The sequence below is a fragment of the Saccharicrinis carchari genome (assembly GCF_900182605.1).
GTDB lineage: Bacteria > Bacteroidota > Bacteroidia > Bacteroidales > Marinilabiliaceae > Saccharicrinis > Saccharicrinis carchari.
In genome coordinates, this window is record NZ_FXTB01000010.1 from 44,087 (window position 1) to 62,025 (window position 17,939).

The 17,939-nt window shown below is 40.1% G+C and carries 12 protein-coding genes; all 12 read left to right on the plus strand.

Annotated features, from left to right (window positions below):
* Positions 1–59 precede the first annotated feature (59 nt).
* Positions 60–1,511 carry a TrkH family potassium uptake protein gene (locus FN809_RS15020; RefSeq protein ID WP_142534359.1) on the plus strand — a complete coding sequence of 484 codons (1,452 nt, stop codon included), beginning with the start codon at positions 60–62 and terminating at the stop codon, positions 1,509–1,511.
* A gap of 151 nt (positions 1,512–1,662) precedes the next feature.
* A complete protein-coding gene (locus tag FN809_RS15025; RefSeq protein WP_221929451.1) occupies positions 1,663–2,292 on the plus strand; it encodes a YqaA family protein in 630 nt (209 codons plus the stop codon).
* Positions 2,293–3,026: 734 nt separating this feature from the next.
* Positions 3,027–3,788 carry a polysaccharide biosynthesis/export family protein gene (locus tag FN809_RS15030; protein WP_142534360.1) on the plus strand — a complete coding sequence of 254 codons (762 nt, stop codon included), beginning with the start codon at positions 3,027–3,029 and terminating at the stop codon, positions 3,786–3,788.
* A complete protein-coding gene (locus FN809_RS15035) occupies positions 3,785–6,151 on the plus strand; it encodes a polysaccharide biosynthesis tyrosine autokinase (protein ID WP_185957579.1) in 2,367 nt (788 codons plus the stop codon). The genes FN809_RS15030 and FN809_RS15035 overlap by 4 nt, the downstream gene beginning before the upstream one ends.
* Positions 6,152–6,180: 29 nt before the next feature.
* Positions 6,181–7,305, plus strand: coding sequence for a glycosyltransferase family 4 protein (locus FN809_RS15040; protein WP_142534362.1), 1,125 nt, complete (start codon positions 6,181–6,183; stop codon positions 7,303–7,305).
* 119 nt (positions 7,306–7,424) lie between these two features.
* Positions 7,425–8,660 carry a glycosyltransferase gene (locus FN809_RS15045; RefSeq protein WP_142534363.1) on the plus strand — a complete coding sequence of 412 codons (1,236 nt, stop codon included), beginning with the start codon at positions 7,425–7,427 and terminating at the stop codon, positions 8,658–8,660.
* Positions 8,661–8,927: 267 nt separating this feature from the next.
* Positions 8,928–10,208 (plus strand): O-antigen ligase family protein, encoded by a 1,281-nt coding sequence (locus tag FN809_RS15050; RefSeq protein ID WP_142534364.1) that lies wholly within the window; start codon positions 8,928–8,930, stop codon positions 10,206–10,208.
* Between the two features lie 65 nt (positions 10,209–10,273).
* On the plus strand, positions 10,274–11,146 hold the full coding sequence (locus FN809_RS15055; protein WP_142534365.1) for a glycosyltransferase family 2 protein: 873 nt from the start codon (positions 10,274–10,276) through the stop codon (positions 11,144–11,146).
* 5 nt (positions 11,147–11,151) lie between these two features.
* Positions 11,152–12,198, plus strand: coding sequence for a glycosyltransferase family 2 protein (locus tag FN809_RS15060; RefSeq protein WP_142534366.1), 1,047 nt, complete (start codon positions 11,152–11,154; stop codon positions 12,196–12,198).
* A gap of 181 nt (positions 12,199–12,379) precedes the next feature.
* Positions 12,380–15,139: a TonB-dependent receptor gene (locus tag FN809_RS15065; RefSeq protein WP_142534367.1), complete on the plus strand. Its 2,760-nt coding sequence runs from the start codon at positions 12,380–12,382 to the stop codon at positions 15,137–15,139.
* A 38-nt stretch (positions 15,140–15,177) separates the two neighbouring features.
* Entirely contained in the window at positions 15,178–16,344 is a 1,167-nt protein-coding gene (locus FN809_RS15070) for a DUF4876 domain-containing protein (protein ID WP_142534368.1), read from the plus strand.
* Between the two features lie 10 nt (positions 16,345–16,354).
* Positions 16,355–17,923, plus strand: coding sequence for a DUF6850 family outer membrane beta-barrel protein (locus FN809_RS15075; RefSeq protein ID WP_142534369.1), 1,569 nt, complete (start codon positions 16,355–16,357; stop codon positions 17,921–17,923).
* Positions 17,924–17,939 lie beyond the last annotated feature (16 nt).

Genomic DNA, 17,939 nt, shown 5'->3' on the forward strand with positions numbered 1-17,939 from the left:
ATATCAAATAACCCATTTGGTTTGCAGCCTTATTTGCTGCAATAAAAAATTATTTTGGTATGTTGAATGGTCGAATGATCCTGTTTATAATGGGTCTGCTTTTGGTAGTTGAGGGAGTCTTTATGTTATTGTCGGCAGCGGTGGCTTTAATGTATGGCGAATACGACCTGCCTTATTTTTTGATATCGGCATTGATATGTTTTATAATTGGGGGTGTGTTGAGTGCAAGCAATTATAAGGCAGAAAGGAATATGGGCAAAAAAGAGGGCTATATCATCGTATCCATGGTTTGGGTGGTGTTCTCATTTTTTGGCCTGTTGCCTTTTTATCTAAGCGGAGCCATCCCGTCGTTCACCGATGCTTTTTTCGAAACAATGTCGGGCTTTACCACCACCGGTTCAACCATTCTTAACGATATTGAAGCCTTGCCACATGGCATTTTATTTTGGCGCAGCCTAATACAATGGCTGGGTGGTATGGGTATCATTGTGTTTTCATTGGCCATATTGCCTTTTTTGGGTGTTGGCGGAATGCAATTGTATGTGGCCGAAGTGCCCGGTCCGGTAGCAGAAAAGCTAAGTCCGCGAATAGCCGATACAGCCAAGCGTCTTTGGGGTATCTACGTAATATACACCGTTATAGAAACACTGCTGCTTTGGGCAGGAGGTATGTCTTTGTTTGATGCTGTTTGCCATTCTTTTACTACAATGGCAACGGGTGGATATTCCACTAAACAGGATAGTATAGCCTTCTATGACTCGGCCTACATACAGTATGTCATCATCTTGTTTATGTTTGTGGCAGGTATCAACTTTACATTGTCGTACAGCTTGTTGCACGGAAGGGTACGCAGAGTTTTTCGCGACGAAGAATTTAGATATTACCTGGGCTTTGTGTTGGTGGTCAGCTTGTTTGTAGCAGCCGTGTTATTTATATCGGGCGATGTAACCCAGGTGGAACGTGCCTTTCGTGATGCCCTTTTTCAAGTTGTTTCGGTGATCACCACCACAGGATATGCTACGGCCGATTATTTAGTTTGGTTTCCAACGTTAAGTATTATCATGTTTATGCTTATGTTTATTGGAGGCAGCGCAGGATCTACCGGAGGTGGCATTAAAGTGGTGCGTATCGTATTGCTGCTGAAAAATGCCTATTTTGAGCTAAAACGCCTTATTCATCCCAATGCCGTTATTCCGGTTCGTTTTAATTCTAAATCTGTGTCGCCAACCGTAATTACCAATGTGCTGGCGTTTATTGTTATCTATATGTTAATTGTTGGTGTAAGTATGGTCATCATGTCGTTTATGGGATACGATTTAGATACATCTATTGGTGCTGTGGCTACTTGCATTGGTAACATAGGGCCGGGCTTAGGCGAGGTGGGGCCGGCAGCTACTTTTTCGCATATACCGGATTCCGGCAAGTGGTTTCTTAGCTTTTTAATGCTTTTAGGTCGTTTGGAGATATTTACTGTTATACTTCTTTTTTCGCCCTACTTCTGGAAGGATTAGAGAAGGATTGGCATTAGCGTTAAATATAGTTAAAACATTTTGCGGCAGTTCACATCAATCATTTTGTTTTTATCTTCGCAAGCGGATAACAGAACTACCGTAGTGCCACTGCCATCAAGTATCCGATTTATATTATCGTTAATTTTTCAGAATGCAGCAAAATAAGCAGCCCGTTACCATTGCGGTTTCTATGCGACGGATGGTATTGTTAAATAGATATTACAAGATTACCAAATTTTATTCTTTCTTAAAAAACACTGCCATAAGAGGTGGTATAGGTATCATTGCTTTTGTGCTGGTATTGTTGGGGCTGGAATATTTTTTGCTCGATTTTAACGTCCTATTAAACAATTTTGTCGATACATACTCTCCACGGATAGTTTATTCATTTTTCTTTTTGTCGGAAACGATTTTGGGATTGATACCCCCGGAGGTGTTTATTGCGTGGGCGTCTAAATCATCGGCTCCCTGGTTGTTTTTGTTCTTGCTGGCCAGCATGTCGTACCTCGGTGGTGTGGCCTCCTATTTTATAGGTAATCGTTTGTTTATGTTGCCATTCCTACGCAATTATATCCAAAATAAAGTGGCCAATCATATCGAAAATCTAAAAAAATGGGGCGGATTCTTTGTCGTTCTTGGCGCTGTTTCGCCTATACCTCACTCCATGGTAAGCATGGCATCAGGACTTGTTAGGTACAACTTTAAGCAGTATTTACTTTGGTCGCTTTTTAGATATGTACGTTTTTTAATTTATGGGCTGGTGATTTTTCAGATATTTTGAGTACGTAGCAATCGCCGTGTTTTCCGATAACCGTATTCAATAGTATCAGGCAGGCTTGCTACATGAACGATAAGAACGAAGTGTTTTTATTGAATAATTTAGCGCTTATAATTCTTTTGAAACCAAGAAGTGCTTGTAAAGGGAGTTTTACGTGGATAGAATTAATTATTTCTGAACTGTAGCAGTTGAGGTTTAAATTCCCAATGTTATACCCAAAGCCAAACCATTATCAAAGGATTGTTTTGTAGTTAAATTATTGGCTGTCGCGCCACCGGCCATTGCTTTTGATTCAGAAAGCCCTTGGATGCTAATCCGTAAATTACGTAATAATACTATTCTGTAACCTCTTGATTTTCCTGTATTCTTGCTTCCACAATACCTATGTATGCGTAGCATCAAGTTAATATAGAGTTCTTCAGCAATGTTGTGCCGAACAATCCTAAAATAGTACTTCTATATTTAATTGTTACGATAAGCCACTCTTCTATACCTATTTTGCTACAAACAATACTCCACCTGCTTTAGAGAATAAAGTTGTACAGATGGGATTTATTTATTGGCAAATACACCGCCAAAACACAATTTTGTGGGTAATGCATAATAGCGGTTTCTTCCGGAATATTTTTTTAGTTACAGATTTTGTAACGGAAAATGTAACTTTCGTAAAAAAAAACATAATAATTGAGAAAGATTAAATATTTTCAACAACTAATTTAAATCAAAAGGATAACGCTATGAGGAATATTTCCTTGTTTGCACTTGCCATGTTATTGATTGTCGGCTGTGTTTCACAAAAAGAGAGCATTTACCTGCAGGATGCAAAAAAAGAGTGGGGAGAGAAAAGTTTTACCAATATTAAAACGGAAAATACCATACAAGTATTTGATCAAATATATATCCAGGTATCCAGCTTCGACGATGGCAACATCAACTTTATGAGCAACGATCCAAATCGCTATGGGGGAGGACGCTCGGAGGCCGATTTGGCAATGGTTTCCTATACGGTAAACAAAAACGGGGAGGTGAAGTTACCTATAGTTGGCGAAACAAATGTATTGGGCTTAACTACCAATCAGGCCGCCGAAAAAATACGGAAGGAGTTGGAAGATTACCTTAACACCCCCTCGGTAAAAGTAACGTTTGTTAATAAAAGTGTTACGGTTTTGGGAAGTGTTAACCGTCCCGGACGATATTTTTATGCAGCTGAATACCTGAATATTTTTCAGGCACTAGGCCTGGCCGGTGATATATCGGAATACGGCAACCGCAAGGAGGTGGTTATTGTCAGGGATGTAAACAATGAGGTAATCAGAAAACGAATCAACTTAACAGAGTTGGCTCTTTTGGGCGAAAGCGAATTGTATATTCAAGCTGATGATGTGCTCTACGTTGAGCCATTGAAAAAACGTCAATGGGGTTTTCAGGCCTTTCCCTGGTCTATATTGTTAAGTTCAATAACTACCATAATTCTGGTGGCAAATTATGTAGAGAAATGAGCATAAAAAACAAGGTAGATCAAGACAATTACGTGGATATAAGAAAGGTGTTTAAACATCTGCTTAAAAACTGGATATGGTTTGCGGTATCACTACTCCTCTTGTGTGCACTGGCAATGGCATCTTTAAAAGTGCTAAAACCAAAATATTTAGTGTCGTCGAGCATTTATATTAAGGACGATAAGCGCTTGGGCGGACAAAAAGCAGCGGAGTTTATACAAAGTTTTAGCATGTTCGACCAAAAAAGCAACTTTAAAAATGAAATGCTTATCCTCAATTCCTCGCCACTTATTCGTCAAACCATTACGGCGCTTGAGTTAGAAACAGAATATTATGCGGTTGGTAATTTTATGCGGCACGAGATCTACAGAGATGCACCCTTTCTGGTGCTTATCGATTCGATGCATAACCAGATTGTGGATACTTATTTTGATGTGGTTTTTAAAGAAGATGGTAAATTTACGCTATCAGCTAAAAGCAAGGATTATAAAACATTTAATTATTCGCTGGGCACCGGTAAACCAAGTACAAAGGAGTTTGAACTTGAAAAGGAGTTTTTTCAGTCCGCAGTAATCAAAGGCGATGATTACCATTTTAAAATTTACTTGAACCCCGAGGTTAATATAAAGGAAATCGCAGGCAATAGGTATTCGTTTAAATTTTTGGATAGGGAAAAATTGGTGCGTCAGTATCAATCTAATTTAAAAGTTAACCCGGTAAATGCCGAGGTGAGTGTGGTACAGTTATCCTTAAAATTAGAATCGGCAGCCAAAGGTGTCGATTTTATGAAAGCGCTCATGGATCTGTATTTAAAAAAGAACCTGGAACGTAAAAATCATTTGGCCTCTAACACCATCGCTTTTATCAATGGGCAGTTAGACGAAATATCCGATTCGCTAAGTTTTGCCGAAAGTAACCTCGAAGAATTCAGATCGACCAATCAGGTAATGGATATCAACACTAAGGCCATGCGTATTTTAGAGCGCCTGCAGCAACTCGAAATACAAAAGAGCACTACCGAAAGGGCATATAATTATTACGAGTACCTGGACGATTATTTTAAAGAAGGCGATGATTACAGCAAAATTGTTGTGCCTTCATCCATAGGGCTTAACAATGCAACCATCAACGAATTTATCCGAGACTTATTGATACTGTCCAACCAGCGCAACGATTTAATATCCCGAAATCAACAAAAAGGACCATTTTTTGAGAACCTGCAAATAAAAATCGAAAATCTGCGCAATAGTATTATTGATAATATATCCTTTTCGAAAGAATCCTTGAAGCGCGAGGTGGAAAAATTTCAGGATCAGATAAGGCAGTTAGAAAAGCAAGTGGAGTCGCTTCCAAAAACCGAACGTACCTTGGTGGGTATGGAACGGAAGTTTAAATTAAACGATGCCATCTATACTTTCCTGCTCGAAAAACGTGCCGAAGCGCAAATAGCTAAGGCGGGTAATTTGCCCGAACACGAAATTGTGGAACCGGCAAGGGTACTCGAAAAAGTATTCCCAAATCCGAAAATACATTTTCTGTTGGCCTTGTTTTTGGGTCTGTTTATCCCGGCCATTGTACTTGTAATAAGTAATGTAGCCGACGATAGGGTAAAAAGCGAGCAGGAGCTGACGGAGCATTTTAGCGACACACCCTTTGTTGGATCCGTGGTAAAGAGCCACGAAAAAGAGAGTAATCTTGTGGTGCACGACAATCCCACATCTATCATTGCCGAAACATTTAGATCCATTCGTACCAATTTGTCTTTTTTTAATGAGGCAGGAAAACACCAAACCATTTTGCTTACTTCGTGCATTGCCGGTGAGGGCAAAAGCTTTGTGGCCAATAACCTCGCGGTGTCCATGGCCAACCTGGGCAAAAAAACAGTGGTAATAGGCTTCGATTTACGAAAATCAGGACAATTCCAGGGTTTTAAGCACAATGCAAAGATAGGCCTGAGTTCCTATTATCTCAAGGATAAGTCATTGGAGGATATTGTGTACAATACAGGTATTGAGAACTTGCATTTTATTGCTCCCGGACTTGTACCACCCAATCCTTTAGAACTCATTGGAAGTGGCTTGACCGGGGAGCTATTTGATAGTTTAAAAACTACTTACGATTGTATTATTGTGGATACACCCCCCATAGGTGTTTTAAGCGATGGCTATATGTTAATGAATTATGCCGATGTGAACTTGTTTGTGGTGCGCGAAAAGTTTACCAACCAAAAGGTGCTGGGTAACGTAATCAGTGAAGTAAAACAAAAAGGATTCAAAAATATCGGTTTAGTACTTAACGCTAGTAAACTGGAGGGTAAAAAATATCGTTACGATTACTATAATGCCTACAACAATCCTAAATAGCTACAGTAGTATCAACAAAATATGGTTACATGACCCCACATCAAAAAAGTATATGTTTTGTAATACCTCACTTTGTTACCTTTAGTACCGGAGGTGCCGAAATACAGGTGCATTACCTTACACAAGCTTTTTTGCAGCGTGGATGGAAAGTAGAAGTGCTGTGCGCAGGAAAGGGTAAAGAAGAGCAGATAAAAGCTTCACCTTATTTTAATAAAAACATACGATACCATTATTACCGAAAAAGAAGCATTAGGAGTCTGGAGTTTTTTGAGGTGTTAAGGGTGTTAAAAAACACCAATTCCAGTTATTATTACCAGCGTACCGACTTTGCCCTTACTGCATCTACCTATTTTTATGCAAAAAAAAATAAGCGTAAAATGGTATATGCCTTGGCAATGGATACCGATAGCCATAGAAACAAGTATAGCACCGATTTGAATTACTTGACATATAAAAGCAAAATAAAAAAATGGATCAGGAAGACCGACTATTTTATTTTGGATCGTATGTTAGAATGGTGTAAAAAAAGAGTTTCCTATGTGGTATGTCAAAATCAATATCAACAACAAACGTATAAAAATAATTTTGGGATAGAGGGCTTGTTGATTCCTAATTCATTTATACCTGGCCATAGTACGCGTAAGGATAAAAAAAATGTGGTGCTTTGGGTGGGCAATAAAAATCCGGCCAAGCAAGCAAACTTATTTGTGGAACTGGCCCAAAAATTTAATGGCTTAAAAAACTGGCATTTTGTTATGATGGGATCTGCTTGTGAGGAGGTGGATAGGGCATCTGTTCCGGGTAACCTAAGCGTGCTTGGCCCTGTGCCGTATGCCGAGGCCAATAATTGGTTTGCTAAGGCCAAAATATATGTTAATACCAGCTTGTATGAGGGGATGCCCAACACCTTTATACAAAGCTGGTATTTTAATACCCTGGTATTGAGCCTTAACGTGGATACGGATTTTGTTTTTTCCGGTATTAAAGCGGGATACTGTTTTAATGGAGATATGAATAAAATGACAGATAAACTGCGTAGTTTTATCAATGGTAAGACAATGGACGATACACTGCAAAAAGGAATGGATTATTTTAAGGAGAAATTTGACATAAACAGAAATATGGATGCGCTGATAAAATATATTCAAATTTAGATCCGGTGTATATCCTGAGTTTAGTAAAGTAATCAGTAAAAACAAAATGGAATAGGTTTTTACCTATTAAATGAACCCCGATGGGTAGGGGCCATATATGAGCAAATAATTAGGATGAGATGAAAATACTTCAGCTTTGCGGAAAAGATTTTTTTGGGGCCGGACGGGCAGCGTATCGTTTACATATGGGTTTGCGAGATGCCGGAATAGATTGTCAGATGTGGGTAGGTGCTAAACGAACTAACGATGCATCCGTGCTGGATGTATATCCGGGTAGGCTCAATAAAAAATGGACCAAGGTATTTGTGAAGCTCGAAAAGCTTAAAATAAAGTTTTTTGCCGGCGGTGCAATGCATATGTTTTCGTTGGGGGCTCCTGCACATTCGCTACGTAAAAAAATAGAAAAAGAAAAGCCTGACCTGATTCATCTGCATTGGACAAACAGGGGTTTTATGGATTTAAATACGCTGCGAGGCATAAAGATACCGGTGGTTATATCATTACATGATATGTGGTGGTTTACAGGAGGATGCCATTATGATGAAGAATGTGGGCGGTATATTGACGCATGTGGTCTTTGTCCTGTTTTAAAAAAAGATGGGGAGCAGGGGCTCAGCTTAAGGCATTTGAAGCATAAAAAGGAAGTTTTGAATACAGTGGACAAGCTTACCTTTGTTGGTCTTAGTACCTGGATGAGGGATTGTGCTGCAAAAAGTGCTATAACGCAAGGGCATCGGGTGATTAATTTGCCCAATGGTATAAATATCAGTCAGTTTAGTCCTCGCAACCGTAAAGTATGTAGAGAAAAACTGGCCTTACCCCGGGATAAAAAACTCATTTTGTTTGCTGCGGTAGGTGTATTATCCGAACCGCGAAAAGGCTATAAATACATAAGTAGGGCTTTGGAACAATGTAACCCTGATGAATATGAATTGGTGGTTATAGGCGAAAAAAGTAACGAAAATTCAGTCAGCGGTTTAAAGACCCATTTTTTAGGTGAGATAAACGATGATAGCCTTTTGATTGAGTACATCTCGGCAACGGATGTGTCGGTAGTGCCTTCGTTGCAGGAAAATCTCTCAAATCTGATCATGGAGAGTTTGGCCTGTGCCACGCCGGTAGTAGCTTTTAACATTGGTGGCAATGGAGATATGATCATTCACCGTAAAAATGGTTATTTAGCAAAAGAGAAGGATGTTGACGATTTGGCTGGGGGAATTAAATTTTGTTGCGATACTGAACATAACAAAAACCTGTCGCAATATGCACAGCAATCGATTAAGGAAAGGTTCAATATACAAGATGTGTCGAAAAAATATGTGCAGTTGTATAAAACGCTATGCGGTGAGAGTTAAAAAGTTGCAAGTTGAAAGGTTAGAAGGGGAGTGGTGGTATTTCGGTAGGCGGAAGGTCGGTACATGCACAACTACTAACTGTTCGCTGTTTTCCTGTCAAAAAGTAAGATAATTAAGGAGGCGGGATGTTGAGTACAACGAAATCCCGATGCTTTTTAAATATATCACTTCGGGAGCGCTTTGCTACAACTGTTCACTGATAACTGATAACTGTTCACTGATAACTGTTCACTGACAAACACCTTACGTAAAACAACTAAATAAAAAATGCTGAACCTAAGTAAAATAACAAATTACCTGCTTGTTTATTTGCTCATAGCCTTTTCGGGTGTGCCATTTTTTTATAGGGCGCATATTGCTATGATGATTGTTTTTTTGCTGTTTCCGGCTGTAGTATTTGTTATACGTAAGCAAAGAGTGGATCGTTTTTTCATATACTATTTAGTGGTGGTGCTCATAATTCAGATGGGCCAGATGCTAAAGTTTTATGACCTGCCTGCTAAAACATTTCTGGGATTACACGCCCGTTTGTTGTTTGCTTACCTCACCATTAAAGCAGTAGGTAAAAAAACGCCTCAGTATTATATAAACATCCTGATTTTTTCGGTTTACACAAGTCTTTTTTTCTACTTACTCTCGTATAACGGAGCTTTGGAGCGTTTTATGGAAAACACCGTAGCACCATTATTTACCAATCCCCTGATTGAAGATGACGGCTATAAAAAATGGCCAGACATTATTTTATACACTTTTAATCCGCAAGGCGAGGGATTGCTGTGGCTCAAGCGTAACTCGGGACCTTTTTGGGAGCCGGGTGCCTTTTCTGGTTTTCTGATGATAGCATTGCTTTTCAATATTATCATCACGGGAAGGTTAAACAACAAAAAAAACAGGATTCTTATGCTTGGGGTGGTATCCACTTTTTCCACGTCTGGGTTGCTCGTGATGGGATGTGTTATTGTTTTTTACCTGATGCTGAATCGCGACCGCGGCACAAAGTACATCTTACTACCGGTGGTATTTTTACTTGGGGTAGTGGCTTTTGTAAGCTTCGATTTTATGGGCAATAAAATTATTAGCAAAATGAGTTATACCGATCAAACCTACAATACACGGTTTAAAAGTGCCATGATTGACCTTAAGGATTTTTCAAAACATCCTTTTTTTGGTATGGGAAGGTCACAAAATACCCGATACGAAGATCAAACAGATGCACGTGCTATGCATCGCAATAACGGGGTGAGCAACCAATTGGTGATGTATGGGGGGCTGGCTTTTGTTTTGTATTTTTACCTTGTGTATTTAAGCTTTTATAGATTGTGCATCGCACACGGCGTAAACAAAAAAATGGCCCTTTTTGCCTTACTAACGATATGGTTGATTGGTTTCTCGCAGATTTATTTTACCAAAGTGCTTTTCCTGTCACTAACTATGCTGAGCACATTGTATCCCAAACGGAGTGCAAAGAGTGTAAGGTGCAATGAAATAAATGAAGAAAACCCTCCGGGACAGCTTAACATCCATAGGGCTGATATTATTGAATTATAACCCGGGGTGTAATGAGTTATGGGTATTTTGGAGTAATTATTTAGTTTCTAATTTGAGTCATAAAAATGAAAATATTTGTTGTAATAGCTGTTTTTAACCGAAAGGCATATACCGTGCAATGCCTCCAGCAGCTTCAAAAGCAAACCTATAATAATATGTCTGTTGTATTGGTAGACGATGGTTCTACCGACGGTACATCAGCATATGTTCAAAAGCACTTTCCGGAAGTCAATTTAGTTAAGGGTACGGGAAACTGGTGGTGGACAAAATCGATGAACGAGGGATGTAAAACAGCTATTAACAATGGAGCAGAGCTCTTACTTACGCTAAACGATGATACGCTTTTTGAACCAACGCTGGTGCAACGTATGGTAGAGCTGCATAAGCAGAATCCGGATGCCGCGATTGGTACTCTAAACCTGATAAAAAAGCAGCAAGAATACATCTTTTTTTCGGGCATAAAAGATATCGCCTGGTGGAAAGCCAAGGAAATAAAATATCACAAGGCTTTTACTCCTTTGCCCGAAGGCCTTAGCGGTCTGCATCCTACCAAATGTTTAAACGGCAGAGGAACACTTATTCCGGTATCTATTTATAAACAGGTAGGTGGCTATAACGAGCAGTTTGTTCAGTATGCATCCGATTTTGATTTGGCATTGCGGATACAAAAGGCAGGATATCGTTGTCTGATTACCTATGATGTAATCGTACATTCGTTTGTTGAAGATACCGGCGGTGGAAAAAGCTTTATCAAGCAATCGAGCCGTACTTTTTTTAAGTCGTTTTTAAATCCCTATTCACAAACCAGTTTAAAGATGACCTACCATTACTACAAATCGCATGCACCAAAACTGGTTTTTATACCCGCCATAACAATTCAATTGTTGCGCTCGGTAGTTGCTTTTTATAAAAAACGTAACCTCGTTTCTAAACTGTGATTGGCATGTTAAATAATACAGGTAAAGATCATATCAAGGACAGAAAAACAACCAAATCGATGGCTATTGCACCGTCGGTTTCATTTATAATAATTGGACGAAACGAGGGCTGGCGCTTGCCACTCTGTTTAAAAAGCACAGTAAAAGCTATTGATGCTTGCCAAATACAGGCGGAGATTATTTACGTTGATTCGCAATCGACCGACGATAGCTTAAACGTGGCCAAAAGCTTTGAGATGGTGAAGTGTTTTTTGATTACGGGAACCTACAATGCCGCTATTGCACGTAATATTGGGGTTAAAGAAGCCCAGGGACAAAACCTGATATTTTTGGATGGCGACATGGAAATCAACCCCGATTTTCTGAACTTGATTTTGGATAGCGATGGAAATTTGAAGTACGACTTTGTTTCGGGTAATTTTATGAACTATTATTACGATAACGAAGGCAATTTTTTAAGAAAAGACTTTTATCGCAAAATTTATTGCGATAAAGATACAATACAATATACCACAGGTGGATTGTTCGCCATTAAACGAAGCCATTGGGAAAGTGTTGGAGGAATGCGTAATAAGTACAAAAAAGGCCAGGATCTGGATTTGGGATACCGTTTGGCTAAAAAAGGAATCCCCCTGCTCCGTAAAAAAGAACGCATGGCCAATCATCATACCATCGATTATAAAGATAAAAAACGTTTGTGGCGTTCCATCTTCGATGGTTCGCAAGTATATCCGCGCGTTGTGCTGTACCGTGATAATATTTTTAATAAATATGTACTTAAACGTATGCTAACCAGCGATCCTACGCTGATATTGTTTATCACCTCTGTTCAGCTATCCCTGATTCTGAAGTGTGCCCTACCAATGCTGGGATATGTACTTCTAACCGCGTTGGGAGTGGCCTATGCAATGCGTAAAACGGTATTTAAAGGTTACATGAATAGATTGCTTAACCATATTTTAAAAGACTTGGTTAACTTGTTTGCACTCCTATTTTATTACCCCACAAATAATGTTGATGTTGAATACGAGAGGGTAATACGAAAAGATTAAAGAATGATGATAAAAAAGAAAATATATGGTGTAATCTGCATCTGTAAGCTGATACTTTTATGTAAAAATTTAGAGACGATCACTATCTGAATACGGTATTTATGTTTTTATGTACAAATAGTTTGATTTGTAATACATTAATTTATGCAACAATACATTAATTTTTATTTTTGGATCCAATATGAAGCTATTCTCTGTTTATATATTGCCTTTGTTTATTTTATGGTTTGCTGCATTACATAATTTAACTGCACAGTCCTCCTCCGTTGCGGGTTTGGTGATCGATTGTACAAGCCAGCATCCCCTGCCCGATGTGATGGTACGTTTAATAGAAACAGACCGCTGGACTACCACTAACAAGCGGGGAGCGTTTGTTTTTAATAACCTGCCACCCGGTAATCACACGCTCCAAACCCATTGTTTGGGTTATGTGCCGTATCAACAAACCATTCATAGGTTCAACCCCGACTCCCTGATTATTTGTCTTAAAATCAGTACCTACAGCATCGACGAAATAACGGTGTTAGAAACCAAGGGTAATTTATTAACTTCCAGCACCGTTATCGGCAGTCAAGCCATTGAGCACGTTCAGCCCGCGTCGTTAAAAGATATCCTGCAATTGGTTCCAGGGGCAACCGTCCAAAATCCTGATTTGTCTGACCCTCAGTATATCGGTTTGCGCGATATAAGAGACAATGTGAGCTCTGCTGTGGGCGCAGCCATACTTATAGATGGGATGCCGATTAGTAACGGTGCCAACATGCAAACATACAGCACAGCACAAATAAACACACTTTCAACCGGGATAGCGGAATACAGCACTTTTAAATACCCCACAGTAATTGGTAATGGTGTGGATTTGAGGAGTATATCTACAGATCGAATTGAATCGGTAGAGGTGATTTCCGGAATACCATCGGTTACTTATGGCGACCTTACATCGGGAGCCGTAGTGGTAAAAAGCAAAAATGGACGAAGCCCCTGGCAAGCCAAATTAAAAACGGATCCCAAGCTTAAGATGGTATCCATAAACAAAGGCTTTATCCTCACAAGTGGAGGATCCTTAAACACAGGACTCGATTACACCCGTTCGCATAAAGATTTGAGGAGCCGATACGAGAGTTACGATAGGGTGACAGGACAAATAGCCTTTTCGGAGGTACTTTTTAAAAACACGCTGCCGCTCTCGTTTAATGCCAGCCTAAATTTATATAGTACTGTCGACCATCAAAAAACAGATCCTGAAGCTATGGTGGCCAATGAGGTTTATGAGTCTGTTGACCGCGGACTGCAAGCCGGTGTGCAGGGGAAATGGGCATTCAATAAGCCATGGCTGACCAACCTTCACTATAGTATTTCAGCAGCTGTGGCACAGCAAAAAAGTTATCAGAAAAGCTATCGTTCCGGAGAGCTGCAAAAGCTCTCTTTTGCAGTAGAAGAGGGCGAAAATGAGGGGATATATTTACCCGGAGAAAGCCTTACGGAACTTACGATCAAAGGGCTTCCTTTTTCGTTGTACGGACAGGTGTATGCCTCCAAATCGTCGCTGATAGGAAATGCGGGAACGCACAATTTTATTGCGGGGATCGAGTACCGAAGCAGCGGAAATAATGGTGACGGACGTATCTATGACATTAAAAATCCACCCACTATAATTAATAACATAAGCCGTCCCCGATCATTTAAAAACATACCTAAGCAAAATACGCTTAGTGCGTTTTTAGAAGAAAACATATCCTTTGCCATAGGCCAAACCCGGCTGAGCCTGCAAGCCGGTGCCCGTTTTAACAATTTTCAGGCTTTGGGCGTAGTGGAAAGTGGAATAGGGTGGTATACGGAGCCTCGTGCCAATGCTAAATATATGCTCATAAATAAAAGTAATACTTTTATTAAGCACCTGTCGTTTAACGCCGGTATAGGTAAGCATTATAAATCGCCCGCATTGATGTATTTGTATCCCGATAAGGCTTATTTCGATTTAGTAAGTTTGGACCATTATACGGGCAACCCCCAAACTAATATGACGATTTTTGATACACGCCTACTCCCCACGTCCAACCCCGGAATTAAACCATCCGAAAATACAAAAAAAGAAATAGGGCTGGAAGTAAAAATGGGTATTATAAGCGCAAACTTTAGTGTTTACAACGAAAGCCTAACCAGTGGGCTCGGTATGGGCAATAAATACCAATTTATAGAATATAAGCTATACGATGCCCAAGGCGTAAATACAGATGAAAAACCGGTGTTGGCCGATTTGCCCTTTCAAATAAAAGAGTATATTCTTTCCTACTCGCAGCCCATAAATAATAAAAAAACAAAAAAACAAGGCTTTGAATACACCCTTAACTTCGAAAAAATAAAAGGGTTGAATACCCGCATTTCTGTAAACGGTGCCTGGAAAAAGAACCGACAGGTGTTTAGCACCGCACCCATGGCCGAACTGCCTGCTCAATTCGGTAGCGGACAATCTAAATATGTGGCAGTGTATCCAGGGGGAGAAAGCAGAGTCAACGAATCGATGAATACCCGTTTGCGACTGGTAACCCACTCCACAAGATTAAGGTTAATTGTTACCACTAGTATTAACTTTTTGTGGTACAATAAATATTACTATCCCAGGTATAATCAAACCCCGGTTTATTTATTCGGAAAAGAGGAGGATAAAATCCCGTTTACAGAAGATATGGAGCAGGATCCGCTTTACTACAATTATGTAAATGTAAAATCCCCGGCATATTATAAAACCGAGCGTATGCCTTTTTTACCCGTATGTAACGTGCGTATTTCAAAGGAGTTAGGACGAGGCACTTTGTTGAGCTTTTATGCCAATAATTTTATCAATTATCGACCTATGTATCAATATAGCCGCACCGATAAGTATTTGAGACGTAATCCGGCCATCTATTTTGGAGCCGAACTTAAAGTGTCAATTCCTTAACCTACCTAAACCAGTAAGATCTGATTAAAATATATAAAATGAGGTACAGCGTACTATTTACATGTGTTATTGTTTTATTGGCAGGATGTGCCAAAGAACCCATTATCAACAGCTATTCGTTTCGGGTAAGTCTGATCATGCCCCAAGGGGTTTTATTGGATACTTATGAGGGGATAGAGCTAGAGCTGTTGAATATGGAAAAGTCATACACCGTAAAAGCCTTAACCGATGACGAGGCAAATGCACACTGGCAGGGTCTTGAAGCCGGATATTATCAGATGTCGGTTGTACACCAGGTAGTTGTGGACAATCGGGTGCAGACGATGAATGGGATAGGATCGGTAAAATTAACAGGCGATGCTGTAGACACCTTACAGCTTTTTATGGGTAAAGCCGGGCAATTTGTTATACGTGAATTTTACTACAGCGGCAGTGTAACGCCATCAGGCGATAACAGTTATTCGTCCGATCAGTACGTGGAAATTTACAATAACACGGATAAATTATTATATGCCGATGGTTTGTCGATTGTTGAGCACGAGTCAATGGCAACATCACAAAACTACTGGGCATATATGGCGGAGGATTCAATCGTGGTTAAAGCAATATGGACGGTTCCCGGATCCGGAAAGGAGTACCCTGTGTTGCCGGGTAGTGGTTTTATTGTAGCACGCGATGCATTCGACCATCGATCCGATCCTAATGGTAATCCGCTGAGTCCGGTGGATTTGGGAGATGCTCAATTTGAATTCTGGAGCGATGCAACAGTGGATGGCGATATTGATTTTGCAGCAATCAATATGATTGAAAGCTTTTGGGTTTATAAGGGCAAGGACGTGAGTTTTCATTCAAGGGGAGGGAGTGGTATTGCCCTGGTCCGGCTGCCTTCAGATATAGATACATATGTGCTCAATAACCTGGTGCCCAAAGGAAGCTCAAGCCGCAGTAGATACTTTTGTAAGATACCTAACGCGTGGGTAGAAGATGCTGTGGAAGCCATGTGGAGCAACCGTTTGTATAAACGTTTTCATCCCAGCCTGGATGCCGGTTATGTATCGGTTCAGGGGGGCTCTAAATCAGGTTTGGGCATAAGGCGCAAGATTAAGGAGAAAATAAATGGAAGAACGGTTTATATGGATACCAATAACTCTAGCGTAGACTTTAATCATGACGTTGTGCCAGCCCCGGGAAATTATGACTTATAAATTAAAACCGATGAATCGTAATACAAGTGTCGTCAAAATCAGCCTGATATTCTTTCTCATGTCCATGCTGCATGGTGGGGTAGTAGCTCAGATGAAAACTCTTTTAGAGGAGGAGTATTATACACTACTGCCACTGCATTCCCCTGTTTTACAAACCAAAAATCCCGCAGCTCTGGCACTTGCCCGTATTTACAAACACGGTAATGTGCAGCTGGGCTATGCCTATACCAACGGTAATTTTAAACCATCTCTTAATGGCAGCAACAAACGGAAATACTATTTGAATGCCGATCAGTTTTTTGTGTTAAATAAATCCGTTTTTAGGGGTAGTTTTACTTATGCAAATGAAAAGGAGAAAGGAATTCATTATTCAAATATGGCCGATCCGTACCGTCACCTGCCTTACCTTTTTGTGGATAGTGTGGCTGCCAAGGATCATGCTGTACGCGAAACCTACATGTTGCAATCGGAATGGGCTTCGCGCATATCTGATAAAATAAGCATTGGTGCAGCTATTAACTATAAAGCGGGTTTGGCAGCACAGGCTCACGATCCGAGGGCGCAAAATACTATTGCACGCTTTAATGTAAAGCCCGGGCTGATGCTAAAGTTAAACAGGATACAGTTGGGTGGCGATATGTTTTACCGATATTATAATCAGGAAATAGATCTGATAACGGTAAAAACAAATTCCGTACACACTATCTATTCACTTACAGGCCTGGGAACATTTTCAACTCATACTGCAGCTACATTCAGCCGTTTGTATAAAAAACATATATGGGGTGGCCATCTTCAGTTGTTGGCCGCTAACAACATCTTCACCGGCGGAGCAAGTGCTTCTATCGAAACAGTGAAGGATGGACGCAAGGAATCCGGTGCTACGTGGTCGGCCATTAAAAGTGGTTCCAGGCTAAAAGGGTACACATACCATATAGGTGATGTTCTTACGCTGCAAAATGAGCAGCGTATCCACCAAATACGGCTACAAGGTAAAATACGTCAGGCCATTGGAACCGAGATATTGCAAACATTGGAAGCCTCAGAAAAGAACGATACATATAACTGGCTTACCTACAGCGAACAGGATAAATATGAATACATCAATTACCGTGCAGCATTGTCGTATCAGATGGTTCGTTTGCAGTCGCATAATAAAATGCAATACCAATGGTACTTTAAAACGGAACTAAATGGGATAGAAGAGAATTATTATATTCCGAATTCCCAGCTAAGCTTCAGCAACCTGATAACAACGGTAAATTATAGGAGGATTTTTAATATGGGTCACGACAAAATGGAGCTTGGTGCTTCATTTTTGTGTAACAAAAACCTCACGAAAGAAATTAATCTGGCAAGCGATAATGTAATAACCCAAAATATTATCTATCCCGATTATCAATATAATGTATCTGATTTTTGGGGAGCAGGCTTCGGTTTCTGTTATTTCCTGCAACCGGCTTCTGGTAAAATGCCCACGTACCTTAAATGTGATTATAGTTATCGTAGGTCAGCATCAGGCTATTTTAAGGGGCAAGGTAATAGTGGTATTAATTTGGGTGTGGGCTTGGTGTTGTAATTTTGTACGCCGCATT

Excerpts from the sequence above, each read along its gene's own strand:
- FN809_RS15035 (WP_185957579.1), top strand. The coding sequence starts at position 3,785 with ATGAGCATAAAAAACAAGGTAGATCAAGACAATTACGTGGATATAAGA.
- FN809_RS15060 (WP_142534366.1), top strand. The coding sequence starts at position 11,152 with ATGTTAAATAATACAGGTAAAGATCATATCAAGGACAGAAAAACAACC.
- FN809_RS15050 (WP_142534364.1), top strand. The coding sequence starts at position 8,928 with ATGCTGAACCTAAGTAAAATAACAAATTACCTGCTTGTTTATTTGCTC.
- FN809_RS15065 (WP_142534367.1), top strand. The coding sequence starts at position 12,380 with ATGAAGCTATTCTCTGTTTATATATTGCCTTTGTTTATTTTATGGTTT.
- FN809_RS15070 (WP_142534368.1), top strand. The coding sequence starts at position 15,178 with ATGAGGTACAGCGTACTATTTACATGTGTTATTGTTTTATTGGCAGGA.
- FN809_RS15025 (WP_221929451.1), top strand. The coding sequence starts at position 1,663 with ATGCAGCAAAATAAGCAGCCCGTTACCATTGCGGTTTCTATGCGACGG.
- FN809_RS15045 (WP_142534363.1), top strand. The coding sequence starts at position 7,425 with ATGAAAATACTTCAGCTTTGCGGAAAAGATTTTTTTGGGGCCGGACGG.
- FN809_RS15030 (WP_142534360.1), top strand. The coding sequence starts at position 3,027 with ATGAGGAATATTTCCTTGTTTGCACTTGCCATGTTATTGATTGTCGGC.
- FN809_RS15075 (WP_142534369.1), top strand. The coding sequence starts at position 16,355 with ATGAATCGTAATACAAGTGTCGTCAAAATCAGCCTGATATTCTTTCTC.
- FN809_RS15040 (WP_142534362.1), top strand. The coding sequence starts at position 6,181 with ATGACCCCACATCAAAAAAGTATATGTTTTGTAATACCTCACTTTGTT.
- FN809_RS15055 (WP_142534365.1), top strand. The coding sequence starts at position 10,274 with ATGAAAATATTTGTTGTAATAGCTGTTTTTAACCGAAAGGCATATACC.
- FN809_RS15020 (WP_142534359.1), top strand. The coding sequence starts at position 60 with ATGTTGAATGGTCGAATGATCCTGTTTATAATGGGTCTGCTTTTGGTA.